This window comes from Pseudomonas fragi (assembly GCF_002269505.1).
GTDB classification, from domain to species: Bacteria; Pseudomonadota; Gammaproteobacteria; order Pseudomonadales; family Pseudomonadaceae; genus Aquipseudomonas; species Aquipseudomonas fragi_D.
Genome location: NZ_NQKQ01000039.1, coordinates 1 through 26,275 on the forward strand (window position 1 = coordinate 1; position 26,275 = coordinate 26,275).

The 26,275-nt window shown below is 55.2% G+C and carries 23 protein-coding genes; 19 read left to right on the plus strand and 4 right to left on the minus strand.

Annotation, left to right across the window (positions count from 1 at the left end; genetic code table 11):
- Positions 1-138: 138 nt before the first annotated feature.
- Both CJU81_RS22660 and CJU81_RS22665 read left to right on the plus strand, forming a co-directional pair.
- Positions 139-2,598, plus strand: a complete 2,460-nt coding sequence (locus CJU81_RS22660; RefSeq protein ID WP_095038337.1) for an EAL domain-containing protein — start codon at positions 139-141, stop codon at positions 2,596-2,598.
- Between the two features lie 45 nt (positions 2,599-2,643).
- Positions 2,644-3,429, plus strand: a complete 786-nt coding sequence (locus tag CJU81_RS22665; protein WP_095038338.1) for a TenA family transcriptional regulator — start codon at positions 2,644-2,646, stop codon at positions 3,427-3,429.
- A 73-nt stretch (positions 3,430-3,502) separates the two neighbouring features.
- On the opposite strand, the gene CJU81_RS22670 is transcribed toward CJU81_RS22665, so the two are convergent.
- From CJU81_RS22670 to CJU81_RS22685, 4 genes are all read right to left on the minus strand, one after another.
- Positions 3,503-4,243, minus strand: a complete 741-nt coding sequence (locus tag CJU81_RS22670; RefSeq protein ID WP_095038339.1) for a YciK family oxidoreductase — start codon at positions 4,241-4,243, stop codon at positions 3,503-3,505.
- A 27-nt stretch (positions 4,244-4,270) separates the two neighbouring features.
- A complete protein-coding gene (gene mupP / locus CJU81_RS22675) occupies positions 4,271-4,942 on the minus strand; it encodes an N-acetylmuramic acid 6-phosphate phosphatase MupP (RefSeq protein ID WP_095038340.1) in 672 nt (223 codons plus the stop codon).
- A 3-nt stretch (positions 4,943-4,945) separates the two neighbouring features.
- Positions 4,946-5,644, minus strand: coding sequence for a bifunctional 2-polyprenyl-6-hydroxyphenol methylase/3-demethylubiquinol 3-O-methyltransferase UbiG (ubiG, locus tag CJU81_RS22680; protein ID WP_095028114.1), 699 nt, complete (start codon positions 5,642-5,644; stop codon positions 4,946-4,948).
- Between the two features lie 63 nt (positions 5,645-5,707).
- Entirely contained in the window at positions 5,708-7,039 is a 1,332-nt protein-coding gene (locus CJU81_RS22685) for a TRZ/ATZ family hydrolase (protein ID WP_095038341.1), read from the minus strand.
- A gap of 107 nt (positions 7,040-7,146) precedes the next feature.
- On the opposite strand from CJU81_RS22685, the gene mtnA reads away from it, so the two are divergent.
- From mtnA to CJU81_RS22765, 17 genes are all read left to right on the plus strand, one after another.
- Entirely contained in the window at positions 7,147-8,223 is a 1,077-nt protein-coding gene (gene mtnA, locus CJU81_RS22690) for an S-methyl-5-thioribose-1-phosphate isomerase (RefSeq protein ID WP_095038351.1), read from the plus strand.
- Between the two features lie 339 nt (positions 8,224-8,562).
- Complete coding sequence (gene gyrA / locus CJU81_RS22695; protein ID WP_095028117.1) at positions 8,563-11,223, plus strand: DNA gyrase subunit A; 2,661 nt, start codon at positions 8,563-8,565, stop codon at positions 11,221-11,223.
- 154 nt (positions 11,224-11,377) lie between these two features.
- The gene (gene serC / locus CJU81_RS22700) at positions 11,378-12,463 is read left to right on the plus strand and encodes a 3-phosphoserine/phosphohydroxythreonine transaminase (protein ID WP_095038342.1); all 1,086 of its coding nucleotides are present in this window, start codon (positions 11,378-11,380) and stop codon (positions 12,461-12,463) included.
- Positions 12,463-13,557 carry a prephenate dehydratase gene (gene pheA, locus CJU81_RS22705; protein ID WP_016780245.1) on the plus strand — a complete coding sequence of 365 codons (1,095 nt, stop codon included), beginning with the start codon at positions 12,463-12,465 and terminating at the stop codon, positions 13,555-13,557. The genes serC and pheA overlap by 1 nt, the downstream gene beginning before the upstream one ends.
- 11 nt (positions 13,558-13,568) lie before the next feature.
- The gene (gene hisC / locus CJU81_RS22710) at positions 13,569-14,681 is read left to right on the plus strand and encodes a histidinol-phosphate transaminase (protein WP_095038343.1); all 1,113 of its coding nucleotides are present in this window, start codon (positions 13,569-13,571) and stop codon (positions 14,679-14,681) included.
- 4 nt (positions 14,682-14,685) lie between these two features.
- Positions 14,686-16,917, plus strand: coding sequence for a bifunctional prephenate dehydrogenase/3-phosphoshikimate 1-carboxyvinyltransferase (locus CJU81_RS22715; protein WP_095038352.1), 2,232 nt, complete (start codon positions 14,686-14,688; stop codon positions 16,915-16,917).
- Positions 16,917-17,603, plus strand: coding sequence for a (d)CMP kinase (cmk, locus tag CJU81_RS22720; protein WP_095038344.1), 687 nt, complete (start codon positions 16,917-16,919; stop codon positions 17,601-17,603). The genes CJU81_RS22715 and cmk overlap by 1 nt, the downstream gene beginning before the upstream one ends.
- A gap of 123 nt (positions 17,604-17,726) precedes the next feature.
- On the plus strand, positions 17,727-19,421 hold the full coding sequence (gene rpsA, locus CJU81_RS22725) for a 30S ribosomal protein S1 (protein ID WP_016780248.1): 1,695 nt from the start codon (positions 17,727-17,729) through the stop codon (positions 19,419-19,421).
- A 328-nt stretch (positions 19,422-19,749) separates the two neighbouring features.
- Positions 19,750-20,046 (plus strand): integration host factor subunit beta, encoded by a 297-nt coding sequence (ihfB, locus tag CJU81_RS22730; protein ID WP_095038345.1) that lies wholly within the window; start codon positions 19,750-19,752, stop codon positions 20,044-20,046.
- Positions 20,047-20,069: 23 nt separating this feature from the next.
- Entirely contained in the window at positions 20,070-20,318 is a 249-nt protein-coding gene (locus CJU81_RS22735; RefSeq protein WP_095038346.1) for a lipopolysaccharide assembly protein LapA domain-containing protein, read from the plus strand.
- A 310-nt stretch (positions 20,319-20,628) separates the two neighbouring features.
- The gene (locus tag CJU81_RS22740; RefSeq protein WP_254924919.1) at positions 20,629-21,999 is read left to right on the plus strand and encodes a Wzz/FepE/Etk N-terminal domain-containing protein; all 1,371 of its coding nucleotides are present in this window, start codon (positions 20,629-20,631) and stop codon (positions 21,997-21,999) included.
- A 643-nt stretch (positions 22,000-22,642) separates the two neighbouring features.
- On the plus strand, positions 22,643-22,909 hold the full coding sequence (locus CJU81_RS24370; protein WP_369679450.1) for an MBL fold metallo-hydrolase RNA specificity domain-containing protein: 267 nt from the start codon (positions 22,643-22,645) through the stop codon (positions 22,907-22,909).
- Between the two features lie 88 nt (positions 22,910-22,997).
- Positions 22,998-23,522, plus strand: coding sequence for a transcription/translation regulatory transformer protein RfaH (rfaH, locus tag CJU81_RS22745; protein WP_095038347.1), 525 nt, complete (start codon positions 22,998-23,000; stop codon positions 23,520-23,522).
- Positions 23,523-23,680: 158 nt separating this feature from the next.
- The gene (rfbA, locus tag CJU81_RS22750; protein WP_095038348.1) at positions 23,681-24,568 is read left to right on the plus strand and encodes a glucose-1-phosphate thymidylyltransferase RfbA; all 888 of its coding nucleotides are present in this window, start codon (positions 23,681-23,683) and stop codon (positions 24,566-24,568) included.
- Between the two features lie 2 nt (positions 24,569-24,570).
- Positions 24,571-25,137 carry a dTDP-4-dehydrorhamnose 3,5-epimerase gene (rfbC, locus tag CJU81_RS22755; RefSeq protein WP_095038349.1) on the plus strand — a complete coding sequence of 189 codons (567 nt, stop codon included), beginning with the start codon at positions 24,571-24,573 and terminating at the stop codon, positions 25,135-25,137.
- A complete protein-coding gene (locus CJU81_RS22760) occupies positions 25,134-25,538 on the plus strand; it encodes a sugar 3,4-ketoisomerase (RefSeq protein WP_095038350.1) in 405 nt (134 codons plus the stop codon). Before rfbC ends, CJU81_RS22760 begins: the two co-directional genes overlap by 4 nt.
- Before the next feature lie 233 nt (positions 25,539-25,771).
- The coding region (locus CJU81_RS22765; protein ID WP_176464901.1) for a DegT/DnrJ/EryC1/StrS family aminotransferase at positions 25,772-26,275 on the plus strand (504 nt) is incomplete at its 3' end.

The window sequence follows — 26,275 nt, forward strand, 5'->3', positions numbered from 1 at the left end:
TCGGTACTCAAGTGTTTGTATTGGGTAGACATGGCAACACCTTACATCAGGTGTTGCACTTGTTCCTTGAGACCGCCCTGACTTGTAGTGAGATTTTCTCTCTGGTTTTCATTTGACGCCATGAAGCAAAGGGAACTCATGAAATCTAAACGCCCCCTTGGTACACCACGCTTATTGGGCATTGTTTGGCCTTTTATTGCAGTCGTGCTGTTCCAGGCGCTATTGGGGTGTGTGAGTCTGTATATGCTCTCTGCCGTGAGGAGTTATGTCGGCGGCGAAAGTTTATGGTCCAAGGGTCAGAAGGACGCCATCTACTTTCTCTATCTGTATTCCGATACCCATGACCCGGTTTATTACGAAAAATACTCACAGGCCATAAGTGTCCCCCAGGGCGACCACAAGTTGCGCTTGGCGATGGATGAGTCCCCCCCCAATGAAGTCGCAGCCCGAGAAGGTATTCTGCAGGGCGGCAACAGTGCGCAGGATGCCTCGAGCATTATCTGGTTTTACCGCTACTTCCGTCATGTGAGCTATATGGAAACCGCCATCGAGAAGTGGGCCATAGGTGATGCTTACCTGCTCAAGCTCGACAATCTGGCCCAGGAGATGCATAAGGCCATCCTCGCCGGTAATGCCACTGCTGCAGACTCCCAGCGCTGGGAGAACGGGATTTTCGCCATCAACCAGGGTATTGCGCCTTCTGCCAAGGCTTTCAGTGATGCCCTGGGTGAAGGATCGCGCTTTATCTGGCGGTTGCTGGTGGTCATTAATCTGGTCACGGCGCTGGCGCTGATTCTTCTGGTACTCAAACGCACGCATAAAGTGCTCAAGCAGAGCCGTGCTTTTGCCGAGGCGCTGCAGCTGGAAAAAGAGCGGGCGCAAATCACCCTGCAGTCTATTGGTGACGGTGTGATCACCACCGACGTCAATGGCGCGATTGCCTATATGAACCCGGCGGCCGAGAAGTTGACCCAGTGGCAGGCCGGGCAGGCGCAAGGCGCTTCCCTGGCTGCGCTGTTCAAGTTGCTTGATGACAATGATCAGGACGAAGGTCCCAGGCTTATCGAGCGTATTCTCACTGGCGAGTTGGGTAACAGTCGCGAGCACTCCAGGCAGATTCAGCGCATGGATGGCAGTACCGTTGCGGTAACTCTTGTGGGTGCGCCGATCCTTCACGATGGCGATGTCAGTGGCGCAGTGCTGGTGCTGCATGACATGACCCAGGAGCGGCAGTACATTGCCAATCTGTCCTGGCAGGCGACCCATGATGCACTGACCGGGCTGGCCAACCGTCGTGAATTTGAATACCGCCTGGAATTGGTATTGAAGAACCTAGGGCGCCAGCAGGGCCGGCATGCCCTGATGTTTCTTGATCTGGACCAGTTCAAGCTAGTCAATGACACCTGCGGCCACGCGGCAGGAGATGAGCTGTTGCGGCATATATGTACATTGCTGCGTACTGGCTTGCGTGAGGGCGATACCCTGGCCCGGCTGGGTGGGGATGAGTTCGGCATCCTGCTGGAAAACTGCCCGGTAGACATGGCGGAAAAAATCGCCGGGGGCCTGCGTCAGGCGGTGCAGAGCCTGCATTTTGCCTGGAAAGGGCGCCCGTTCATGAGCACCATCAGCATCGGCCTGGTGCATATCCATAAAGCGCCAGTCACCCTTGAGTCTTTGATGCGGGCTGCGGACATGGCCTGTTATATGGCCAAGGAAAAGGGCCGCAACCGGGTGCAGGTTTATCATGTGGATGACACGGAACTGTCATTGCGCTTTGGTGAAATGGCCTGGGTGCAGCGCTTGCATGTCGCGCTGGAAGAAAACCGCTTCAGCCTGTATTCCCAGGAAATCACCCCCCTGGGGCCCGTGCAGGACGGGGGCGGGCATATCGAGATTCTGTTGCGCCTGCAGGATGAGAATGGCCGCATAGTGTTTCCCGACAGCTTTATTCCTGCAGCAGAACGTTATGGCTTGATGAGCTCGATAGACCGCTGGGTCGTCGAAAATGTATTCAAGATCATTTCTGAGTGTTCAGCCCAGGCAGATGGGCGGCCAATGGCCATGTGCGCGATCAACCTGTCTGGCTCAACCATTGGTGATGATGACTTTCTTGCGTTTTTGCATGAACAGTTTGACTGTTACGGCGTGTCGCCAAAACTGATCTGTTTTGAAATTACCGAAACCAGCGCCATTGCCAACCTGGGTAATGCCATCCGGTTTATCAATGACCTCAAAACCCTGGGTTGTCAGTTTTCGCTGGATGACTTTTGTGCCGGGATGTCCTCATTTGCCTATTTGAAACATCTGCCTGTCGACTATTTGAAGATCGACGGCAGTTTTGTCAAAGACATGTTGGATGACCCCATCAACCGGGCCATGGTTGAGGTGATTAATCATATTGGCCATGTCATGGGTAAACGCACGATTGCCGAGTTTGTTGAAAGCACGCAGATTGAACAGGCCTTGATTGAAATCGGCGTGGACTATGCTCAGGGTTATATTGTTCAGCGGCCACAGTTGTTCACGTTTGAAAGTTTGTTGCAGCGGCCTGAGCGCACTCGGGCGTTGACATTGAAGTCCCCGGGCACGTTGCGGTGATCTGTTCTACATTTCTAAAGTCTATTATCAATAAGGATTTGGATTGTGAGTGAAGCCTTCAACCGAACAGGGCCTCTTATGGAGGAAACCAGTTACCCCCAGTGGGCCCGGCAGTTGATTCGGGACTGTAGCGAAAGCAAACGTCGGGCAGTCCAGCACGAAATCTACAAGCGCATGCGTGACAACACCTTGAGCTCAAGGGCAATGCGCATGTTTCTCGTAGGCGGCTGGCCGGTGGTAGAGCAGTTTTCGTTGTATATGGGCCATAACCTGGGCAAGACCCGCTACGGGCGTCACCCCGGCGAAGACATGGCCCGCCGCTGGCTGATTCGCAATATCCGGGTCGAACTTAACCATGGCGATTATTGGGTGAACTGGGCGCGGGCGCACGGAGTGAGCCTTGAAGACCTCAATGCCCAGGACCTGCCTGCCGAATTTCAGGCGCTGAATGACTGGTGCTGGCATAGCTGTGCCAAGGATTCTCTGGCCGTGGCGATGGCTGCCACCAACTACGCCATCGAGGGCGCCGTGGGTGAATGGGCGGCAATTGTCTGCTCAACCGATATTTATGAAGAGTCGTTTGCCCTCGATGAGCGCAAGCGCGCGATGAAATGGCTGAAGATGCATGCCCATTACGATGACGAGCATCCTTGGGAAGCGCTTGAAATTATCTGCACCCTGGTGGGAATGAGCCCGAGTCAGGCGCAGATCACTGAACTGCGCAAAGCCATCTGCAAAAGCTACGACTATATGTACCTGTTTCTGCAAAGTTGCCTGTTGTTCGACAAGGCCGGCGTGGTGCGTGAGCATCGGGAGCTGGTTGAGAGTTGATAACCGGGTTTCAAGGGCATAAAAAACCGCGGGCTGCTTCGTATGCAGCCCGCGGTTTTTTTTTGTGGCCCTGTTACTGCGCGTTGAAAGCCTGACCGTTGATTCCGGTACTGTCCGGGCCCATCAGGTACAGGTAAACCGGCATGATTTCGTGTGGCTCTGGATTGCTCTCGGGGTTTTCCCCAGGATACGCCAGGGCGCGCATGCTGGTACGGGTCGCGCCAGGGTTGATACTGTTGGCGCGCACCGGGGCCACGCCTTCGACCTCGTCGGCCAGGGTTTGCATCAAGCCTTCGGTCGCGAACTTGGAAACGCCATAGGCGCCCCAGTAAGCGCGACCTTTGCGCCCGACACTGCTGGAAGTGAAGATCACCGAGGCGTCCTGCGACAGCTTGAGCAGGGGTAGCAAGGTGCTGGTGAGCATGAACATGGCATTGACGTTGATATGCATCACGCGCATGAAATTCTCGCCCGACAGCTGCTCCAGTGGCGTGCGCGGACCAATGATCGAGGCATTGTGCAACAGCCCGTCAAGGTGGCCAAACTCGGTCTCGATCATGGCGGCCAGCTCATCGTATTGATGGGGCTGGGCGGTTTCGAGGTTGAACGGGATAACCACCGGTTGCGGATGGCCGGCGGCTTCGATTTCGTCGTAGACCTGGCTCAGGTTGGCTTCGGTCTTGCCCAGCAGCAATACGGTTGCGCCGTGGGCGGCATAGGTCCTGGCCGCTGCGGCGCCGATGCCGCGACCGGCGCCTGTGACCAGAATTACCCGGCCCTCAAGCAGGTTGGGGCGGGCTAAATAATCAAACATAAAAAACCTCAACAAAATCGAACTTCGTTAGCAGCTGCACAATGCGTTATCCAGCACCTTGCGCAGTTCGGCCGGGTGATCGACCACTACGTCCGCACCCCAGTGATCAGGGTTGTCGTCAGGGTGGATATAGCCAAAGCGCACGGCCGCAGTTTTGGTCCCGGCATCGCGCCCGGACTCGATATCGCGCAGGTCATCGCCTACAAACAGTACGCTGGCCGGATCAAGGTCGAGCATTTTGCAGGCCAGGATCAGCGGCTCGGGGTCCGGTTTGCTGTTTTTCACATGATCCGGGCAGATCAGCAGCGCCGAACGTTCGGCCAGACCCAGGCGTTCCATGATCGGCTGGGCGAAACGCACCGGCTTGTTGGTGACCACGCCCCATACCAGATGGGCTTTTTCGATATCGGTCAGCAACTCTTCCATGCCATCGAACAGCTTGGTGTGTACCGCGCAATCACGCTGATAGCGTTCCAGAAACTCCTGGCGCAGATCTTCGAAGCCTGGTGCCTCGGGGTCCATGTTGAAGGTCGCGGCTACCATTGCGCGTGCGCCGCCGGAAATTTCGTCGCGGATCAGTTTGTCGGCGACAGGCGGCAGGCCGCGATCGGCGCGCATGGCCTGGCAGATGGCGATAAAGTCCGGCGCGGTGTCGAGCAGGGTGCCGTCCATGTCAAAAAGAACTGCTCTTAAACGCATGTGTTACTCCTCGCGAAGGGTCTGGATCATGTAGTTGACGTCAACGTCGGCTGCCAGTTTGTAGTGCTTGGTCAGCGGGTTGTAGGTCAGGCCGATGATGTCCTTGACGCTAAGGCCGGCTTGACGGCTCCAGGCACCCAGTTCGGAAGGGCGGATAAACTTCTTGAAGTCGTGGGTCCCGCGGGGGATCAGCTTCATGATGTATTCCGCGCCAATGATCGCGAACAGATAGGACTTGGGGTTGCGGTTGATGGTCGAGAAGAACACCTGGCCACCTGGCTTGACCATCTTGTAGCAGGCGCGGATCACCGATGACGGGTCAGGCACGTGCTCGAGCATCTCGAGGCAGGTGACCACATCGAACTGGCCAGGCATTTCTTCAGCCAGGTCTTCGGCGGTGATCTGGCGGTATTCAACACTGACGCCAGACTCAAGCTGATGCAGTTGCGCCACGGCCAGTGGGGCTTCGCCCATATCGATGCCCATGACGGTTGCGCCGCGCTGAGCCATCGACTCGCTGAGAATACCGCCGCCACACCCTACATCGAGGACTTTTTTGCCGGCCAGTTGTACGCGCTCGTCAATCCAGTTGACGCGCAGCGGATTGATGTCGTGCAGCGGCTTGAACTCGCTTTCACGGTCCCACCAGCGATGGGCTAGCGCTTCGAATTTGGCGATCTCGGCGTGGTCAACGTTGCTCATGGGTAAATCCTCTAAAGCTGAATAATCTGGTAAAGCTTCGGGCATGGGCCCAAAGGTACTGAATCAGTGAGTATGGCTGCTTATGCGCTCGCCCCAGGCCCTGGCTGTGGCGCTCAGTTGCTGCTCGTCCAGGCGGGTCAGGCGGCGATCATCAAGCAGTTGCTTGCCGCCTACCCACAAGTGTTTCACGCAATCGCGGCCTGTGGCGTAGATCAGTTGCGAAACCGGATCGTATACCGGTTGCTGGGCCAGCCCGCTGAGGTCAAAGGCCACCATGTCGGCCGCCTTGCCGATCTCGATCGAGCCGGTGTCGCTTTCAATGCCCAGGGCGCGAGCGCCATTGAGTGTCGCCATGCGCAGTGCGCGGTGGGCGTCCAGCGCAGTGGCCGAGCCCGCAACGGCTTTGGCCAGCAAGGCAGCAGTGCGGGTTTCGCCGAGCAGGTCGAGGTCATTGTTGCTGGCGGCGCCGTCGGTGCCTACCGCCACATTGACCCCGGCTTGCCACAAGCGCTCCACAGGGCAGAAGCCGCTGGCCAGTTTAAGGTTGGATTCGGGGCAATGAATCACGCTGGAGTTGCTTTCTACCAGCATTGCCAGGTCGTCATCGCTGATCTGGGTCATGTGCACGGCCTGAAAGCGCGGGCCGAGCAGGCCCAGGCGGGCGAGGCGGGCTACAGGTCGTTCGGCGTTTTGCTCGACAGCCTGGTGCACCTCGAAAGCGGTCTCATGAACGTGCATGTGAATGGCGGCATCCAGTTCGTCGGCGATGACCCGGATTTTTTCCAGGTTTTCGTCGCCTACGGTGTAGGGCGCATGGGGGCCGAAAGCAATTTTGATTCGCGGGTGAAACTTGAGGTCGGCGAACATTTCGACGGCCTGGCGCAAGGATTCATCTGCGTTGCTGGCGCCGGGAATCGGAAAATCGAGAATCGGAATGGCGATCTGCGCGCGAATGCCGCTGTTGTGCACGCACTCACTGGCGACTTTCGGGTAGAAATACATGTCGCTGAAGCAGGTGATGCCGCCCTTGATTTGCTCGGCGATTGCCAGGTTGGTGCCGTCGCGCACGAAGTCCTCATCGACCCACTTGGCCTCGGCCGGCCAGATGTGCTGCTCCAGCCAGGTCATCAGTGGCAGGTCGTCGGCCATGCCGCGAAACAGCGTCATGGCGGCGTGACCGTGGGCATTGATCAGCCCGGGGCTGAGCAGCATGTCCGGCAGTTCGCGGGTTTGCGTGGCAGCCAGCTTGAGGGCTTGCGCGCGCGGGCCGATAAACACAATGCGTCCGTCGCGGATGCCGACACCGTGATCCTTGAGTACGACACCGGCCGGTTCGACAGGCACCAGCCAGGTGGGTAGCAGCAGTAAGTCCAGGGGCGTGGTCGGGGTCGGCATCGAAAACTGATTCCAGTGCGTTATAAAAGGAGGCGAAGTATACCCGAGCGTCTTGAGGGTGGGCTCGCTATAATCGGCCGCTTTGTTACCAGGTAATGGGGGAAGGCATGCGCGATCGACTGTTGGCTGCGGAAAAGGTTAAGGCCATCGATTGGCGGGACGGCGCCCTGTATCTGCTGGATCAACGCATCCTGCCCTTTGAAGAGAACTGGCTGGCGTATACCGGAGTTGACGGTGTTGCGCAGGCCATTCGCGACATGGTCGTGCGTGGCGCGCCTGCGATTGGTATCGCGGCGGCCTATGGTGTGGTGCTGGCGGCGCGTGCGCGCAAGGCGGCGGGCGGTGACTGGCTGGCTGCGCTGGAAGAGGATTTTACCCTGCTGGCGGACTCGCGCCCTACGGCAGTTAACCTGTTTTGGGCGTTGAACCGCATGCGTGACCGGCTGGCCCGCTCCCGGGCCCGCGCCGATGTGCTGCAGGTGCTTGAGGCCGAAGCGCTGGCCATCCATGAAAGTGATCGTGAAGCCAACCTGACCATGGCCCAGCTGGGCGTTGATGTGATTCGCCGCCATCAGGGCAATGCCCAGGCCGTGCTGACCCACTGCAATACCGGTGCGCTGGCGACAGGCGGGTTTGGCACGGCGCTGGGGGTGATTCGTGCGGCCTGGCTCGAAGGCATGATCGAACAGGTCTATGCCGACGAAACCCGGCCCTGGCTGCAGGGTTCGCGCCTGACCGCGTGGGAGCTGGCCAATGAAGGTATCCCGGTGGTGCTCAATGTTGATTCGGCAGCGGCCCACATCATGAAAACCAAGGGCGTAACCTGGGTGATCGTCGGGGCTGACCGCATCACTGCCAATGGCGATGTGGCGAACAAGATCGGCACCTACCAGCTGGCGGTAAACGCCATGCACCACGGTGTGCGCTTTATGGTGGTGGCCCCGAGTTCGACCATCGACATGGACCTGGCCACGGGCGATGACATCCCGATTGAAGAGCGTGACGGGCGTGAGCTGCTGGAAGTGGGCGGCAAGCGCGTAGGCGCGGATGTGCAGGCGTTCAACCCGGTGTTTGACGTAACGCCGGCTGACCTGATTGACGTTATTGTTACCGAGAAGGGTGTGATCGAGCGCCCTGATGCGGCAAAAATGGCTCAATTGATGTGTCGCAAGCGGTTGCATTGAAGCAGCTGCTACGCAGGGTGTTGGTCCCGTAGCGCTCCGCAGGATCGGGTCGTTGAGCCTTTAAATCGCCTTCAGCGTCCCTCTGAGCCCCTTCACGCCGACAAGCGTCACAATTACTACGCTCCATGCGCATCTGAGGGATAGGTGCGTGGCGGCGATTGTGATAACATTCGGCGGTTTCCAGGGTGGCTCGTAAGGGTCGCCCTTACTGCGCAAATCCGTGACATAACTTGTTGATTTGTCGTAAGTCGTTGCGTGGCACGTGGCCAGCGGCGGCGAGCTTCGTTCGTCCCGAATGGATGTGGCGAAGTTTCACCCGAAAAAGGAATCAGGCTTCTCATGGGCGAACTGGCCAAAGAAATCCTCCCGGTCAATATCGAAGACGAGCTGAAACAGTCCTACCTCGACTACGCAATGAGCGTAATTGTCGGGCGGGCACTGCCTGATGCGCGCGATGGCTTGAAGCCCGTGCACAGGCGCGTGCTGTTTGCGATGAGCGAACTGAACAACGACTGGAACAAGCCGTACAAGAAATCTGCCCGTGTGGTCGGTGACGTAATCGGTAAGTATCACCCGCATGGTGATACTGCTGTTTACGACACCATCGTTCGAATGGCTCAGCCATTCTCCCTGCGCTACCTGCTGGTAGATGGTCAGGGCAACTTCGGTTCGGTCGACGGCGACAACGCTGCGGCCATGCGATACACCGAAGTGCGCATGACCAAGTTGGCCCACGAGCTGCTGGCCGACTTGCACAAAGAGACCGTGGACTGGGTGCCGAACTACGACGGCACGGAAATGATCCCGGCCGTCATGCCGACACGAATCCCCAACTTGCTGGTCAACGGCTCCAGCGGTATCGCTGTGGGCATGGCCACCAATATTCCGCCGCATAACCTGGGCGAAGTCATCGACGGCTGCCTGGCGCTGATCGACAACCCGGAGCTGAGCATCGATGAACTGATGCAGTTCATTCCGGGCCCTGACTTCCCGACCGCTGCGATCATCAATGGTCGTGCCGGCATCATCGAGGCCTATCGCACCGGTCGTGGCCGCATCTATATGCGCGCCCGTTCGATGATCGAAGACATCGACAAGGTCGGTGGTCGTCAGCAAATCGTCATCACCGAGCTGCCGTACCAGCTGAACAAGGCGCGTCTGATTGAAAAGATCGCCGAACTGGTTAAAGAGAAGAAGCTCGAAGGTATCACCGAGCTGCGTGACGAGTCCGACAAGGACGGCATGCGTGTTGTAATCGAATTGCGTCGTGGCGAAGTGCCTGAGGTGATTCTCAACAACCTGTACGCTCAGACTCAGTTGCAGGCGGTGTTTGGTATCAACATCGTTGCCCTGATCGACGGTCGCCCGCGCATCCTGAACCTCAAGGATCTGCTGGAAGCCTTCGTACGTCACCGCCGTGAAGTGGTTACCCGCCGTACTGTATTCGAGCTGCGTAAAGCCCGCGAACGTGGCCATATCCTTGAAGGTCAGGCGGTTGCCCTGTCCAACATCGATCCGGTCATCGCGTTGATCAAGGCCTCGCCAACCCCGTCCGAAGCCAAGGAAGCGCTGATCAGCACCCCTTGGGAGTCGACCGCGGTCGTGGCGATGGTTGAGCGTGCTGGCGCTGACTCGTGCCGCCCGGAGAACCTTGATCCGCAATACGGTCTGCGTGATGGCAAGTATTTCCTGTCGCCAGAGCAGGCGCAGGCCATCCTTGAGTTGCGTCTGCACCGCTTGACCGGTCTTGAGCACGAGAAGCTGCTGGCCGAGTACCAGGAAATCCTCAACCAGATCGGTGAGCTGATCCGCATCCTCAATAGCGCCGTGCGCTTGATGGAAGTGATCCGCGAAGAGCTGGAAGTCATTCGTGCCGAATATGGCGATGTTCGCCGTACCGAAATCCTGGATCACCGTCTTGACCTGACCCTGGGCGACATGATTCCGGAAGAAGAGCGCGTCGTGACCATTTCCCATGGCGGCTATGCCAAGACCCAGCCATTGGCTGCGTACCAGGCCCAGCGTCGTGGCGGTAAAGGTAAATCGGCTACCGGCGTCAAGGATGAGGACTACATCGCTCACCTGCTAGTTGCCAACAGTCACACCACGCTGCTGCTGTTCTCCAGCAAAGGCAAGGTGTACTGGCTCAAGACTTATGAAATCCCTGAAGCATCCCGTGCTGCCCGTGGTCGTCCGCTGGTAAACCTGCTGCCGCTGGATGAGGGTGAGTACATCACCACCATGCTGCCGGTCGAGGAATACACCGAAGGTCACTTCATCTTTATGGCGACTGCCAACGGCACCGTGAAGAAGACCCCGCTGGAAGCCTTCAGCCGTCAGCGCAGTGTTGGTCTGATTGCACTGGAGCTGGACGAAGGTGACGTACTGATCAGCGCCGCGATCACCGATGGCGAGCGTGAAGTCATGCTGTTCTCCGATGGTGGCAAGGTGACTCGCTTTAAAGAGTCCGATGTCCGTGCCATGGGCCGTACTGCCCGCGGTGTACGCGGCATGCGTCTGCCTGAAGGGCAAAAGCTGATTTCGATGCTGATTCCTGAAGAAGGCAGCCAGATCCTTACCGCTTCGGCGCGTGGTTATGGCAAGCGTACAGCGATCAGTGAGTTCCCTGAGTACAAGCGTGGCGGTCAGGGCGTTATTGCCATGGTCAGCAACGAACGTAACGGTCGCCTGGTCGGTGCGGTTCAGGTGCAGGACGGTGAAGAAATCATGTTGATTTCGGATCAGGGCACCCTGGTGCGTACGCGGGTCGACGAAGTGTCGAGCCTGGGTCGTAACACCCAGGGCGTCACCTTGATCAAGCTGGCCAGCGATGAAACGCTGGTAGGGCTTGAGCGGGTTCAGGAGCCTTCGGAAGTGGAAGGTGAGGAGCTCGAAGGTGAGGGCGAAGGCGGTGCAGAGTTCGACGCTGAGGCCATCCACGATGGCGCAGACGACGAGCAGCCGCTAGAGGCCGGCGCTGACGAAGAACCGCAGGAATAAGCGGACACACAGGGGGGCGGATGAGAATTCGCCCCCTTGTTGTATGTCCGACATGAAAGTTTGCGACACTGAGGGGGGCGTGTCTGCTCCTGTAAAGAACACAGTGTCGAGAGTTGATTTATTGCGTGATCACCAAATCAGAGTGAGAGTGGAAGTGAGCAAACGAGCCTATAACTTCTGCGCAGGTCCTGCTGCGCTACCTGAAGCTGTCCTGTTGCGTGCCCAGTCCGAGTTGCTCGACTGGCATGGCAAGGGCCTCTCGGTCATGGAAATGAGCCATCGCAGCGATGAGTTCGTGTCCATTGCGACCAAGGCTGAGCAGGATCTGCGTGACCTCCTGTCTATTCCCTCGAACTATAAAGTCCTGTTTTTGCAAGGCGGCGCAAGCCAGCAATTTGCCCAGATCCCGCTCAATCTGCTGCCTGAAAATGGCGCTGCGGATTACATCGATACCGGTATCTGGTCGCAGAAAGCTATTGAAGAAGCTTCGCGTTTCGGGCATGTCAATGTGGCAGCAACCGCCAAGCCTTACGATTACTTCGCGATTCCTGGTCAGAATGAATGGAGTCTGTCGAAAGACGCGGCCTACGTTCATTACGCGCCAAACGAAACCATCGGCGGCCTGGAATTCAACTGGATCCCTGAAACCGGTGATGTGCCGCTGGTTGCCGACATGTCTTCGGACATTCTGTCGCGCCCGGTGGATGTTTCCCGCTTCGGCATGATCTACGCCGGTGCCCAGAAAAATATCGGCCCAAGCGGTATCGTGGTCAACATCATTCGCGAAGACCTGTTGGGCCGTGCGCGTTCGATCTGCCCGACCATGCTTGACTACAAAGTCGCGGCCGACAACGGCTCGATGTACAACACGCCGCCGACACTGGCCTGGTATCTGTCGGGCCTGGTATTCGAGTGGCTGAAAGAGCAGGGCGGTGTCGAGGCTATCGGCAAGCTCAATGAAGTGAAAAAACGTACCTTGTACGACTTCATTGATGCCAGTGGGCTGTACAGCAACCCGATCAATTTCTCAGATCGCTCGTGGATGAACGTACCTTTCCGCCTGGCTGACGATCGTCTCGACAAGCCATTCCTGGCCGGTGCCGAAGCGCGTGGCCTGCTGAACCTCAAGGGGCATCGCTCCGTGGGCGGCATGCGTGCGTCGATCTATAACGCTGTGGACATCAACGCGGTTAACGCGCTGGTGGCTTACATGGCAGAGTTCGAGAAGGAACACGGCTAATGTCCGAGCAAGAACTCAAGGCGCTGCGCCTGCGTATCGACAGCCTGGACGAAAAAGTCCTGGAGCTGATCAGCGAGCGGGCACGTTGTGCCCAGGAAGTGGCACGGGTCAAGATGGCCTCGCTGGCTGAGGGCGAAGTGCCGGTATTTTACCGGCCTGAGCGTGAGGCTCAGGTGCTCAAACGAGTCATGGAGCGCAACAAGGGCCCGTTGGGCAATGAAGAAATGGCGCGGTTGTTCCGCGAGATCATGTCTTCGTGCCTGGCGCTGGAGCAGCCGCTGAAGGTGGCTTATCTCGGCCCGGAAGGCACCTTTACCCAGGCTGCGGCCATGAAGCACTTTGGCCATGCGGTCATCAGCAAGCCTATGGCTGCGATTGATGAAGTGTTCCGTGAAGTGGCTGCCGGTGCGGTGAATTTTGGTGTTGTGCCGGTGGAAAACTCCACCGAAGGCGCAGTCAACCACACCCTCGACAGCTTCCTTGAGCATGACATGGTGATTTGTGGCGAAGTTGAGCTGCGTATTCACCATCACCTGCTGGTCGGCGAAAATACCAAGACAGACAGTATCAGCCGCATCTACTCCCACGCCCAGTCGCTGGCCCAGTGCCGCAAATGGCTGGATGCGCATTACCCGAATGTCGAACGTATTGCGGTGTCGAGCAATGCCGAAGCGGCCAAGCGGGTCAAGGGTGAGTGGAACTCTGCCGCCATTGCCGGCGATATGGCTGCGGGCCTGTATGGTCTGACGCGCCTGGCTGAAAAAATCGAAGACCGCCCGGACAACTCCACGCGGTTCTTGATGATTGGCAGCCAGGAAGTGCCGCCTACCGGTGATGACAAGACTTCGATCATTGTGTCGATGAGTAACCGTCCAGGTGCCCTGCATGAACTGCTGGTGCCGTTCCATGAGAACGGGATCGATCTGACACGCATCGAGACGCGTCCTTCGCGTAGCGGTAAATGGACCTATGTGTTTTTCATCGACTTTGCTGGTCATCACCGCGACCCGTTGGTCAAAAGTGTCCTGGAGCAAATCAGTCAAGAAGCCGTAGCGCTTAAAGTATTGGGTTCCTACCCGAAAGCGGTTCTCTGAGGCGATAAAACATGAGCGGTGATTTCCTCGCCCTGGCACAGCCGGGCGTGCAACAACTTTCGCCTTACGTTCCGGGCAAGCCCGTGGACGAGCTGGCGCGTGAACTGGATCTGGATCCGGCCACGATCGTCAAGCTTGCGAGCAACGAAAATCCATTGGGGGCCAGTCCCAAGGCGCTGGATGCCATCCGTGCCGAGCTGGCAGAGCTGACGCGCTATCCGGACGGCAACGGTTTCGCCCTTAAAAGCCTGCTGGCTGAGCAGTGTGGTGTACAGCTTGATCAGGTCACTCTGGGTAACGGCTCAAACGATCTTCTTGAGCTGGTGGCCCGGGCCTACCTGGCGCCTGGCCTGAACGCCGTGTTCAGTGAGCATGCGTTTGCCGTGTATCCGATTGTTACCCAGGCGGTAGGTGCCCAGGCCCGCGTCGTACCGGCCAAAGACTGGGGGCATGACCTGCCTGCCATGCTGGCTGCCATCGACAGCGATACCCGGGTGGTGTTTATTGCCAATCCGAACAACCCGACCGGTACCTGGTTCGGTGTCGATGCGCTGAACGAGTTTTTGCAGGATGTGCCCGAGCACGTGCTGGTAGTGCTGGACGAAGCCTATATCGAGTATGCCGAAGGCGGTGATCTGCCCGATGGTCTGGAGTTCCTGTCAGCTTATCCAAATCTGCTGGTTTCCCGTACCTTCTCCAAGGCCTATGGCCTGGCAGCCTTGCGAGTGGGTTACGGCCTGTCGACGGCAGTAGTGGCGGACGTGCTGAACCGTGTTCGCCAGCCGTTCAACGTCAACAGCCTGGCCTTGGCGGCTGCTTGTGCCGCGCTCAAGGACACCGACTACCTGGCCCAAAGCCGTCGCCTGAACGAGGTTGGCATGCAGCAGTTGCAGACCGGTTTTCGTGAGTTGGGCCTGGGCTGGATCCCGTCGCGCGGCAACTTTATCGCGCTGGACCTCGGTCAGGTGGCGGCTCCCGTCTATCAAGGGCTGTTGCGCGAAGGCGTGATTGTGCGCCCGGTGGCCAACTATGGGATGCCGAACCATTTGCGTATCACTATTGGTTTGCCGGCGGAAAACTCCCGCCTGCTTGAGGCGCTGGCCAAGGTTCTTGCTCGTGGTTGATGTGATGTCTGTGCACAGTGTTAAGCCTGTAATAGGTCGTTTGGTGGTTGTCGGTCTGGGTCTGATTGGCGGCTCTTTTGCCAAGGGCATGCGCGAGAGCGGGCTGTGCGGCGAAGTGGTTGGTGTCGATCTGGATCCGGAATCCTGTGTGCTGGCTGTCGAGCTGGGTGTGGTCGATCGCTGCGAGGCGGATCTGGCGGCAGCCTGTGTGGGCGCAGATGTCATTCAGCTGGCTGTGCCGATTCTGGCCATGGAAAAAATGCTCGCTTTTTTGGCGGGCATGGATCTGGGTAACGCGGTGCTGACCGATGTGGGCAGTGCCAAAGGCAATGTTGTGCGGGCAGCGGCAAAAGCCTTTGGCGGCATGCCCGCACGCTTTGTGCCTGGCCATCCGATTGCCGGGTCTGAGCAAAGTGGTGTAGAAGCTTCGAATGCCAGCCTGTTTGAACGGCACAAGGTGATTTTGACGCCTGTGGCACAAACCGATGCCGACGCGCTGGCCCTGGTTGATGCGATGTGGCGCGCCCTGGGGGCGGACGTCGAGCATATGCAGGTCGAGCGACATGACGAGGTATTGGCTGCAACCAGCCATTTGCCTCATTTGCTGGCCTTCGGGCTGGTGGATTCTCTTGCCAAGCGCAACGAGAATCTGGATATCTTCCGTTACGCAGCGGGTGGCTTCCGTGATTTCACAAGAATCGCCGGCAGCGACCCGGTAATGTGGCATGACATTTTTCTCGCGAATCGCGAGGCAGTGCTGCGCACATTGGATACATTTCGCAGTGATCTCGACGCCTTGCGCGACGCGGTCGATGCAGGGGATGGGCATCAATTGCTGGGCGTCTTCACGCGCGCCCGGGTTGCCCGCGAGCATTTCAGTAAAATCCTGGCCCGCCGGGCATATGTGGACGCTATGAATTCCAACGATCTGATTTTTTTGGCAAATCCTGGTGGTCAAGTAACTGGCCGGATCCGCGTACCAGGCGATAAATCCATTTCTCACCGTTCGATCATGCTTGGCTCTCTGGCCGAAGGCACGACCGAGGTGGAAGGCTTCCTTGAGGGTGAAGATGCCCTGGCAACCCTGCAGGCATTCCGCGACATGGGTGTAGTTATTGAAGGCCCGCATCATGGTCGTGTGACCATTCATGGTGTCGGTCTGCATGGCTTGAAAGCGCCGCCTGGCCCTATTTATCTGGGCAACTCGGGTACGTCGATGCGTCTGTTGTCTGGTCTGCTGGCCGCGCAGAGCTTTGACACCACCCTGACAGGCGATGCATCCCTGACCAAGCGTCCGATGAATCGCGTTGCCAATCCGTTGCGCGAAATGGGCGCCGTGATTGAAACCGCCGCTGAAGGTCGTCCGCCAATGACCATTCGCGGCGGTCATGCGCTCAAGGGCATGGACTACACCTTGCCGATGGCCAGTGCTCAGGTTAAATCCTGCCTCTTGCTGGCGGGTTTGTATGCCGAAGGCAAGACCTCGGTGACCGAGCCTGCACCGACTCGTGACCATACCGAGCGCATGTTGCAAGGCTTCGGATACCCGGTAACTGTTAATGGTCCTACTGCTTCGGTTGAGTCGGGCCACAAGCTGACGGCGACCCATATCGAAGTGCCGGGGGATATTTCCTCGTCGGCGTTCTTCCTGGTTGCTGCTTCGATCGCAGAAGGCTCGGACCTGCTGCTTGAGCATGTAGGTATCAATCCGACCCGTACTGGCGTTATCGACATCTTGCGTCTGATGGGTGCTGATATCACCCTTGAGAATCAGCGCGAAGTGGGCGGTGAGCCGGTGGCTGACCTGCGCGTACGGGCAGCTAAACTCAAGGGTATCGAGATCCCTGAAGAGCTGGTGCCGTTGGCTATCGACGAGTTCCCGGTCCTGTTCGTGGCCGCCGCTGTCGCCGAGGGTCGCACGATCCTGCGTGGTGCAGAAGAGCTGCGGGTCAAGGAATCCGATCGCATTCAGGTGATGGCAGATGGCTTGCTGGCTCTGGGTGTGAAGTGCGAGCCGACCCCGGATGGCATCATCATTGAGGGTGGCTCCATCGGCGGCGGTGAGGTTCATGGGCATGGCGATCACCGTATCGCGATGGCCTTCAGTGTGGCTTCGTTGCGCGCAACCGCTCCAATCCGTATCCATGATTGCGCCAACGTGGCGACTTCATTCCCCAACTTCCTTGCCCTGTGCAAGCAAGTGGGCATGCGTGTAGCTCAAGAGGCAAACTCGTGATGGTTTCGGCACCGGTTATCACCATCGACGGCCCGAGCGGTTCAGGCAAGGGCACGGTTGCTGGCATCCTGGCCAAGCGCCTGGGGTGGAATTTGCTCGACTCCGGTGCTCTGTACCGCCTGTTGGCGTTTGCCGCAGGTAACCACGGCGTTGCGCTGGATAACGAGGCGCTGCTGGAAAAACTGGCGGCGCATCTTGATGTGCAGTTCATCGGCGCGACGGACGGTAAACCGGCCCGGATCATTCTGGAAGGCGACGACGTGACTCACGCCATCCGCAGTGAGACCGTAGCGGCCGGAGCCTCGAAAGTCGCGGCTTTGCCGGCTGTTCGCGATGCATTGCTGCAGCGTCAGCGTGCTTTCCTGGAATTTCCGGGCCTGGTTGCAGATGGTCGGGATATGGGTACGGTGGTCTTTCCTGACGCGCCATTAAAGGTTTTTCTGACCGCTAGCGCCGAGGAGCGGGCCCGTCGCCGTTACTTGCAGTTGAAGGCCAAGGGCGATGATGTTAGTCTCTCGGGTCTGCTAGATGAGATTCGTGCCCGCGACGAGCGTGACACGCAGCGTGCAATAGCCCCGCTCAAGCCGGCGGCTGATGCCATACAGCTGGACTCCACGGAGTTGTCAATCGAGCAGGTGCTTGAACGCATCATGAGTGAAATCGCACTTCGCGATATCACTGGATGACCAAGAAAGCGTGCAGGAGACCAGAAATAGTCCTGCATGCCTTCTTTTATATGAACGTAACCCACATTGTCTGGAATGTGGCAGATGGGCGTATTCCTTCGCCCTTGATCAACAGGAATTAAAATGAGCGAAAGCTTTGCAGAACTCTTTGAAGAAAGCCTAAAAACCCTGAATCTTCAGGCTGGCTCGATCATCACCGCTATCATCGTTGATATCGATTACCAAGCTGGTTGGGTTACCGTTCACGCTGGTTTGAAGTCGGAAGGCCTCATCCCGCTGGAGCAGTTCCACAACGACGCTGGCGAACTGAACATCAACATCGGTGATGAAGTTCACGTTGCGCTGGACGCGGTCGAAGACGGCTTTGGCGAAACCAAACTGTCCCGTGAAAAAGCCAAGCGCGCTGAATGCTGGATCGTTCTGGAAGCAGCCTTCGCAGCAGAAGAAGTGGTCAAGGGCGTTATCAACGGTAAGGTTAAAGGCGGCTTCACTGTCGACGTTAACGGCATCCGTGCGTTCCTGCCAGGTTCTCTGGTTGACGTTCGTCCAGTGCGCGATACTACGCACCTGGAAGGCAAAGAGCTGGAATTCAAGGTCATCAAGCTGGACCAGAAGCGCAACAACGTTGTTGTTTCGCGTCGCAGCGTGCTTGAAGCAGAGAACTCCGCCGAGCGTGAAGCTCTGCTGGAATCGCTGCAAGAAGGTCAGCAAGTTAAAGGTATCGTTAAAAACCTCACCGATTACGGCGCATTCGTCGATCTGGGTGGCGTTGATGGCCTGCTGCACATCACTGACATGGCTTGGAAGCGTATCAAGCATCCTTCCGAAATCGTCAACGTTGGCGACGAGATCGATGTCAAGGTTCTGAAATACGATCGCGAACGCAATCGTGTTTCCCTGGGCCTGAAGCAACTGGGCGAAGATCCATGGGTTGCTATCAAAGCCCGTTACCCAGAAAGCACTCGCGTTACCGCTCGTGTAACCAACCTGACTGACTACGGCTGCTTCGCAGAGCTGGAAGAAGGCGTTGAAGGTCTGGTACACGTTTCGGAAATGGACTGGACCAACAAAAACATCCATCCTTCGAAAGTCGTACAAGTCGGCGACGAAGTGGAAGTTATGGTTCTGGACATCGACGAAGAGCGTCGTCGTATCTCCCTGGGCATCAAGCAGTGCAAATCTAACCCGTGGGAAGATTTCTCTGGCCAGTTCAACAAGGGCGATAAAATCTCCGGCACCATCAAGTCGATCACCGATTTCGGTATCTTCATTGGTCTGGACGGCGGCATCGACGGCCTGGTTCACCTGTCCGACATCTCCTGGAACGAAGTTGGCGAAGAAGCCGTACGTCGTTTCAAGAAGGGCGACGAGCTGGACACCGTTATCCTGTCTGTTGATCCAGAGCGCGAGCGCATCTCCCTGGGTATCAAGCAGCTGGAAAGCGATCCGTTCTCCGAGTACGTACAAGAGAACGACAAAGGCGCAATCGTTAAGGGCATCGTGAAAGAAGTTGACGCTAAAGGCGCCATCATCACTCTGGCCAACGATATCGAAGCGACTCTGAAAGCCTCCGAAATCAGCCGTGACCGCGTTGAAGACGCGCGCAACGTTCTGAAAGAAGGCGAAGAAGTAGAAGCCAAGATCATCAGCGTTGATCGCAAGAGCCGCGTAATCCAACTCTCCATCAAGTCGAAAGATGATGCTGAAGAGAAAGAAGCAATCCAGAGCCTGCGCGACAAGCCAGCTACCTCTGACATTGCTGCTGGTCCGACCACTTTGGGCGACCTGCTGCGTGCACAAATGGAAAAACAGAACTAAGTTCTGATTGACCATAGAAAAAGGGCGACTTAGGTCGCCCTTTTTTGTGCCTGCGATTTGAGTGGGTGATAGGCAGGGCTCGTGTAGGTGCCTGTGCTGTGCGTTCTGGAGATGGTTGTGGGTGAGGGTGGGCGCCATCTTCGCGTAGCCTGTATGCCGCGCTGGGCGGCATGTACCTGAGGGCTATGGTTGCTTATGGCGGAGCCGATTTTTTGCAGTGCTTATGCGGGTTGGAAAGATAAGTCAATCCCTGGGCTGTTCAAAATCTTTCGATCATGCTAAAACCTTGGGAGCGCTGATCTAGCTGCTTGAAAAAGAAGGGAAAAATATGACGAAGTCGGAGTTGATCGAACGAATTGTCACCCATCAAGGGCTGCTCTCATCCAAGGATGTGGAGTTGGCCATCAAGACCATGCTTGAACAAATGTCTCAATGCCTCGCGACCGGAGATCGCATCGAAATTCGTGGTTTTGGCAGTTTCTCCCTGCATTACCGCGCCCCTCGTGTCGGCCGCAACCCCAAGACGGGTCAGTCAGTCAGCCTGGATGGCAAATTTGTACCTCATTTCAAGCCGGGCAAAGAGCTGCGGGATCGAGTGAATGAGGATGAGGAAGACGATAGTTAACCCTGCGGAGCCAGGAGGCGCCCATGTCTGTTTTTAAACGAGCGGTGGTGAGCGTTATAGCGCTGCTGCTATTTTTTGTCGTGGTGATCTTCGTACTGGAAAACCAGCAAACTACGTCATTGACTTTTTTAGGCTGGCATTCACCGCAATTTCCTGCAGCTCTATATTTTATTGGGGCGTTGCTGGTTGGCTTGGTGATCGGGCCTCTGCTGGGGATGATGATTTACTGGCGCAAGCGCGCTGTCCTGAAGCGGTCAATTCGCTCAAATTAAAGCTTTCCGGCTTGATCTGTGCCTCAAGCCAAGTCGATTTGCAAGTAGGGAGGTGTAGACTTGCAGGATTGGCTTGTAGGTAGTGGGGTTGTCTGCCGAGAGCATCGCCCCGTGGGCCATGACTTGACAGTCAGGTCTTGTATTGTTTAGTAAAACTGGCAGAATTCAGTCTGTATCTCGATTGCCAGCTAATTTTTGTGCTTCTTCAGGTGCGCAGTGACGCCTGCCTGCAGAAAAAAACTAAAAAAATGCACGTAAGAAAATTTCTGCATAACGAGCCCGCAGTTTCTTTTGAAGGCAGGCCTTTGTTGTGACAAGTATTTCCAACTTTCCCCGAAATTCTTCCGTTGGTGAAGTCGATCTGATTGCGATATTCCAGGCAATCTGGAAACAAAAGCTGATCATCATCGCAAGTATGGCTGTGTGCGGGCTCCTTGCGCTGATTTATGCCTATGCAGTGACCCCGGAGTACAGAGTTACCAGCGTTCTGCGCCCAGCCGCTATAAACGAACTGGATGCCTTGAACCGCTCCGGTGTTTACACGCTTCCACCCAGTGAAGCCTTGCTTAAAGTCGGTGCCAGCCTTGAATCTTATGACTCGCGCCTGGGCTTTTTCCGGGAAAATCAGGAGCTATTCAGCCAATTTAAACAACCGGGGCGCACCCTTGAACAAAGTTTCGAGGAGTTCAACCGAGATTCGTTGCGACTGATGCAGCCGGATCCTAAAAGCGCAGGTTCTTTAAGTGCCTTCATCAGCCTGGAGTTGAGCTACCCCGAAGGGGTTGATGGCGTTCAGATTCTTAACGGTTTTGTAGATTACGCAATCAGCGCTGAACGTGATCAGATCGCTGCAGACCTTAAAGTCATTGTGAATAACCGTCTGACTGAGCTCAAAGGCAAGATAAATGCCGCTCGCTCCAGCTACGAAAATGACAAGGAAGCGCGCATCGCATCTCTCGAAGAAGCTAATGCTCTTAAGCGTGCGCAATTGCAAGACGAGTTAAAAGCATTGCGTCAGCAGCTCAAAGTTCAACGCACAGACAGAATGGCCCAACTGGGCGAAGCCATCGGCATCGCACGATCGCTGGGTATTCAAAAGCCAACTACGCCCTCAGCGCTGGGAGATTCCGCGCGTAGCGGCGACTCCAGCATCATGCGCACCGAAATAACAAATCAACAAATTCCACTCTACTTCATGGGTGTCGAAGCACTGGAAGCGGAGCGGGCGGCTTTGCAGCAGCGTAAAACGGATGACTTTACCGAAGCTCGTATCGCTCAGATAGCAAGAGAACTGCAATTGCTGCAAAGCAATCGTGAAGTGGAAGTGCTCAAAAATCGTCAAAATGAAGACGTATTTCTGCAAGGGGTTGAGCCGTTACGTGCTGAAGTTGTAAGGCTGAGCAATTTGAGCAATCTGGATTTTACCAATTTGAAGTTGGTATCGATTGATCGCAAGGCTTTGGTCCCCATGGCTCCTGTCAAACCGAGGAAGGCCCTCATATTGCTGCTCGGCCTGGTACTGGGTGGAATGTTGGGTGTGCTTATAGCGCTTGTACGCCATTATTTACACACCCGCGTAGCAGGTCCTCAACCTTCGATGGCACCAGCATTGTCAGCGACTCTCACACGTCCGAACGATGCAGGCATTGGCGGAAAAACTTTGCCAAACGATCGTCCCTGAATGGCAGTGGGCCGGGCGATTAACGGCCTTGACTGTACTAATTGCCCTTCATGGAGCTGTATCGAGAGAAAGCTTATGCCATATCCCCACATCATTCACCATGGTGCCATCAGTAGCGCCATGGGGTCAGGGTATCAATGGTACATGGATGTACAAAGCTGTCGGTTAATCGGCTGTGGAGTCTTTCAGGGAAATGATTCTGGATCAGATAACAGTGCGCGCAAAAAGACTTCTCCGTCCAGGGAATCAAGGCACTGATCTTGACTCACATTCATGCAGAGCGCATTGGTCGAATCCCGTATTTGCTTGCAAAGAGCAGAGCATATGCTTGGGTCTGCCTTTGTGAAATGTGATCTGACATACCCGCAAACTCCCGTGAATCGGCGTATCGCCTTTTCTGAAGAGCTGAGTTCACCTAATACGCCTTTGCTTTCGCGACCTCAACCGGCTGAACCTATTGATATTCTGGTCATCGAATGCACTGCATTTGCAACTTGTCAATTGCCTGAACAGAACAGGTCTTCCTGCAAATGTGATGGCTGCTTATGGCCGAATCGAAATGTATCTCAAAGCCATGCCAGATAACCCGAGGCATAATACGTTGCTAATGGATTATAAAGCTCAAGGCACCCCGGGGGCCGTCATGCAAAAGTATGGCCCGAGTGGTGGGTATGTAGACCTTGCATGTGAGCACCATTGCATTTCGACAAGTATTACGACGCTCGGTGGTTACTCAGCGCATGCTGACCAATTAGACTTACTCAATTTCGTGTCCGGAGTGGCCCAATGGCCGAAGCAGACAAGATTAGTTCGCAGTGGAATTTCAGCAAAGGAAGCATTGGCAGCGCAATTGCAAGTGCTGAACGGCCCTCGAAATCTGGCCCTCGATTTATGGATATCTGCGAGCTAGCATCGCGAAGATTATAAGAACCTAACGGCTTGCTATCGGCAGTGACAAGCTCAATAGCAAACCAAGGAAGACGCAGAATGAACGTTCAATGGATATAACTACCCTCGCACCTCACACCTCTGCCGTCTCAAGGCAAGGGGATTGGTATCTGGTGCAATGCAAGCCAAAACAAGATGAGCGCGCAGAAGAAAACCTTATGCGCCAAGGCTACGCGTGCTCTCGCCCGGTGTGCAGCCGTGAAAAACTGCTGCGCGGCAAGCGTCAGCTTGTTCAAGAATCCTTATTCCCTGGTTATCTATTCATTCATATGCCTCTCGGCGCAAACTGGGCGCCCTTGCGCTCCAGTCGCGGTGTTGCCCGCGTGGTTGCTTTTGGCGGACAGCCGTTGCCTGTAAGCCAACAATTGGTAGAGCAATTGCAAGTCCGTGCCCAGTCCTGCTTGCTGCGCGCTTTCAAACCTGGCGAAAGGGTGACGTTGAAAGAAGAAGGGTTTGCAGGGATAGAGTCAATATTCATGTCCATGGACGGTGAGGAGCGCGTTATCCTCCTCATCAACTTGATGAATCGTCAACAGCAGATCAGTATGCCTTTGGCTTCTATCAGCAATAGTTAAGCAATACCCGAGTATCGAGCTCGGGTAATGATAAATCTCAAAGTTCTCAGGAAATTGACGATCAATCCTGGGGCGGTAGCGTGTCTAAAGAATTTAATCCTGTCGCTTGAAGGCATATCAGGCAACGACCGCATATTAGTTAAGGAAGAGCTAGTTCGATGAGCACCATCAAGCGTAAAGGTATTATTCTCGCCGGCGGTTCAGGTACGCGCCTACACCCGCTCACGTTGGGCGTGTCCAAACAAATGCTGCCCATCTATGACAAACCCATGATCTTCTACCCGCTGTCTGTGCTTATGTTGGCGGGAATGCGGGAAATCCTGATCATCTCAACCCCTGAAGATCTGCCGTGCTTTAAAAAATTGCTGGGCGATGGCAGCCAATATGGGATTGAACTCAGCTACGCCGAGCAGCCTAGCCCCGATGGTTTGGCGCAAGCCTTTATCATTGGCGAAGAGTTCATTGGTAATGATCCGGTTTGCCTGATTCTTGGCGATAATATTTTTTACGGCCAGCACTTTTCGGACAACCTGCGATCAGCAATGTCGCAAGAACAGGGCGCAACAGTATTCGGTTATCACGTTTCGGACCCAGAGCGCTTCGGTGTGGTTGAGTTCGATAGCACGGGTCGTGCGCTCAGCATTGAAGAGAAACCGTCCGCACCGAAATCCAACTATGCAGTGACGGGCCTGTATTTTTACGACAATCAGGTTGTCGAAATTGCTAAAAAAATCAAACCCTCTTCACGAGGTGAGCTCGAAATCACTGATGTAAACCGTGTATATCTCGAGCAGAAGAATCTCACCGTGGAAATGTTGGGCCGTGGTTTCGCATGGCTGGATACAGGCACTCATGAGTCGCTGCTCGAAGCCAGTCACTTCGTGCATACCATCGAACATCGCCAGGGTTTGAAAGTGGCCTGCCTGGAAGAGATCGCTTTTAAAAATCGCTGGATAACGCCTGAAACCTTGGGTAAGCAGGCTGAGAAATTGAAGAAGACGGGGTACGGGCAATACCTTCAGAAACTATTGAAGGAGTCTTTGTAAATATGAAGATTTCAAGAACTTCAATTGCAGATGTCATAGTCATAGAGCCTAGGGTATACAGTGATGATCGTGGTTGGTTTATGGAGAGCTTTAATGATGAGCGATTCAGAACTGAACTTACCTCATTAGGATTGTCTTGCCCGGGAACCTTTGTTCAGGACAACCACTCCAGTTCCAAAAAAGGGGTGCTGCGTGGACTGCACTTTCAAATGGCTCCTCATGCTCAAGGAAAGTTGGTGCGTGTTGTAAAAGGAGCTGCATTCGATGTCGCAGTTGATATTCGCAAGGATTCACCTACCTACAAAAAATGGGTAGCAGTTGAGTTGAGCAGTGATAATAAAAAAATGTTGTGGATTCCTAAAGGGTTTGCACATGGATTTTTAGCACTGGAAGAGGGAACGGAGTTTCTGTACAAGACAACGGATTATTATGATCCGTCTTCTGAGCAATCCATACGCTGGGATGATCAGGCATTTGCTATTGATTGGCCGGTTGATAATGATTTAATTGTTAGCTTGAAAGATTCAAGCGCCCCTACTTTCTTGGAAATTGAAGGGGGCTTGAAATGACACTGGCAAAATGGTTGGACTTTCAGGCGTTAGGTGACGAAAGAGGGAGTTTGGTTGCTCTTGAGCAAGGCACGTCCATCCCTTTTGAAATCAAACGAATTTATTATATCTATCACACCGAAAAAGATATAAGTCGCGGCTATCATGCGCATAAAGAGCTGAAACAAGTAGCGATCTGTGTGTCGGGCAGCTGTCGCATTACACTGGATAATGGTTTTGTTAGAGAAGATGTGTTTATGGACAATCCTACAAAAGGATTGTTGATAGACAGCTTGTTGTGGCGTGAAATGCACGACTTTAGTGCGGGTTGCATACTGTTGGTGTTGGCCAGTGATCATTATAAAGAGTCTGATTATATTCGTGATTATAGCTGCTTCACCGCGAAGGTGAATAACACCTGATGCACAGATAGGGAATGACGTTACGATCAAGGCCGGCAGGGTTCTCTGAGAACAAATGCAAGCAGGTGTCACGATCGATAACGGTGCGAGTATTGCAACTAGTGCTACGATCCTTCCAGGCGTTGCGACAAGTGCTAATGCTAGGGTGGGCGCTGGTGCAGCAGTGGTTTAAAATGCCCCAGATAACGCAATTGTAGTTTGAAATCCAGCCAGAATTATTAGGTATATAACACGTGATTGATTTTCTAGATTTGAAAAAAATTAATGCAGCTTATCGTACAGACCTATTAGATGCTTGCTCCCGTGTTATAGATTCTGGATGGTATATAGGTGGTAAAGAGCTGCAACAATTTGAAGCTGATTTTGCAGAGTATTGTGGTACCAGGTTTTGTGTTGGGGTAGCCAATGGCCTGGACGCCCTGACTTTAACGCTACGGGCTTGGCGGGAACTCGGGAAGCTTGCTTTAGGTGATGAGGTCATAGTTCCAGCCAATACTTACATTGCCAGTATATTAGCAATTACAGAGAATGGGCTGGTTCCTGTTTTAGTTGAGCCTGATGAGAAGTCGTTCAATCTGCATCCGTCTAAAATAGAAGCGCTAATAACACCTAAGACGCGGGTGATAATGGCGGTTCATCTCTACGGGCAGCTAGCGGATAGGCGGTCTCAAGGAACAAGTGCAACACCTGATGTAAGGTGTTGCCATGTCTACCCAATACAAACACTTGAGTACCGA

What these genes read in the sequence shown, in the direction of transcription:
- CJU81_RS22660 (WP_095038337.1), top strand. Translation starts at nt 139, where the DNA reads ATGAAATCTAAACGCCCCCTTGGTACACCACGCTTATTGGGCATTGTT.
- CJU81_RS22670 (WP_095038339.1), bottom strand. Translation starts at nt 4,243, where the DNA reads ATGTTTGATTATTTAGCCCGCCCCAACCTGCTTGAGGGCCGGGTAATT.
- mupP (WP_095038340.1), bottom strand. Translation starts at nt 4,942, where the DNA reads ATGCGTTTAAGAGCAGTTCTTTTTGACATGGACGGCACCCTGCTCGAC.
- ubiG (WP_095028114.1), bottom strand. Translation starts at nt 5,644, where the DNA reads ATGAGCAACGTTGACCACGCCGAGATCGCCAAATTCGAAGCGCTAGCC.
- CJU81_RS22685 (WP_095038341.1), bottom strand. Translation starts at nt 7,039, where the DNA reads ATGCCGACCCCGACCACGCCCCTGGACTTACTGCTGCTACCCACCTGG.
- mtnA (WP_095038351.1), top strand. Translation starts at nt 7,147, where the DNA reads ATGCGCGATCGACTGTTGGCTGCGGAAAAGGTTAAGGCCATCGATTGG.
- gyrA (WP_095028117.1), top strand. Translation starts at nt 8,563, where the DNA reads ATGGGCGAACTGGCCAAAGAAATCCTCCCGGTCAATATCGAAGACGAG.
- pheA (WP_016780245.1), top strand. Translation starts at nt 12,463, where the DNA reads ATGTCCGAGCAAGAACTCAAGGCGCTGCGCCTGCGTATCGACAGCCTG.
- hisC (WP_095038343.1), top strand. Translation starts at nt 13,569, where the DNA reads ATGAGCGGTGATTTCCTCGCCCTGGCACAGCCGGGCGTGCAACAACTT.
- CJU81_RS22715 (WP_095038352.1), top strand. Translation starts at nt 14,686, where the DNA reads ATGTCTGTGCACAGTGTTAAGCCTGTAATAGGTCGTTTGGTGGTTGTC.
- cmk (WP_095038344.1), top strand. Translation starts at nt 16,917, where the DNA reads ATGGTTTCGGCACCGGTTATCACCATCGACGGCCCGAGCGGTTCAGGC.
- rpsA (WP_016780248.1), top strand. Translation starts at nt 17,727, where the DNA reads ATGAGCGAAAGCTTTGCAGAACTCTTTGAAGAAAGCCTAAAAACCCTG.
- ihfB (WP_095038345.1), top strand. Translation starts at nt 19,750, where the DNA reads ATGACGAAGTCGGAGTTGATCGAACGAATTGTCACCCATCAAGGGCTG.
- CJU81_RS22735 (WP_095038346.1), top strand. Translation starts at nt 20,070, where the DNA reads ATGTCTGTTTTTAAACGAGCGGTGGTGAGCGTTATAGCGCTGCTGCTA.
- CJU81_RS24370 (WP_369679450.1), top strand. Translation starts at nt 22,643, where the DNA reads ATGCAAAAGTATGGCCCGAGTGGTGGGTATGTAGACCTTGCATGTGAG.
- rfaH (WP_095038347.1), top strand. Translation starts at nt 22,998, where the DNA reads ATGGATATAACTACCCTCGCACCTCACACCTCTGCCGTCTCAAGGCAA.
- rfbA (WP_095038348.1), top strand. Translation starts at nt 23,681, where the DNA reads ATGAGCACCATCAAGCGTAAAGGTATTATTCTCGCCGGCGGTTCAGGT.
- rfbC (WP_095038349.1), top strand. Translation starts at nt 24,571, where the DNA reads ATGAAGATTTCAAGAACTTCAATTGCAGATGTCATAGTCATAGAGCCT.
- CJU81_RS22760 (WP_095038350.1), top strand. Translation starts at nt 25,134, where the DNA reads ATGACACTGGCAAAATGGTTGGACTTTCAGGCGTTAGGTGACGAAAGA.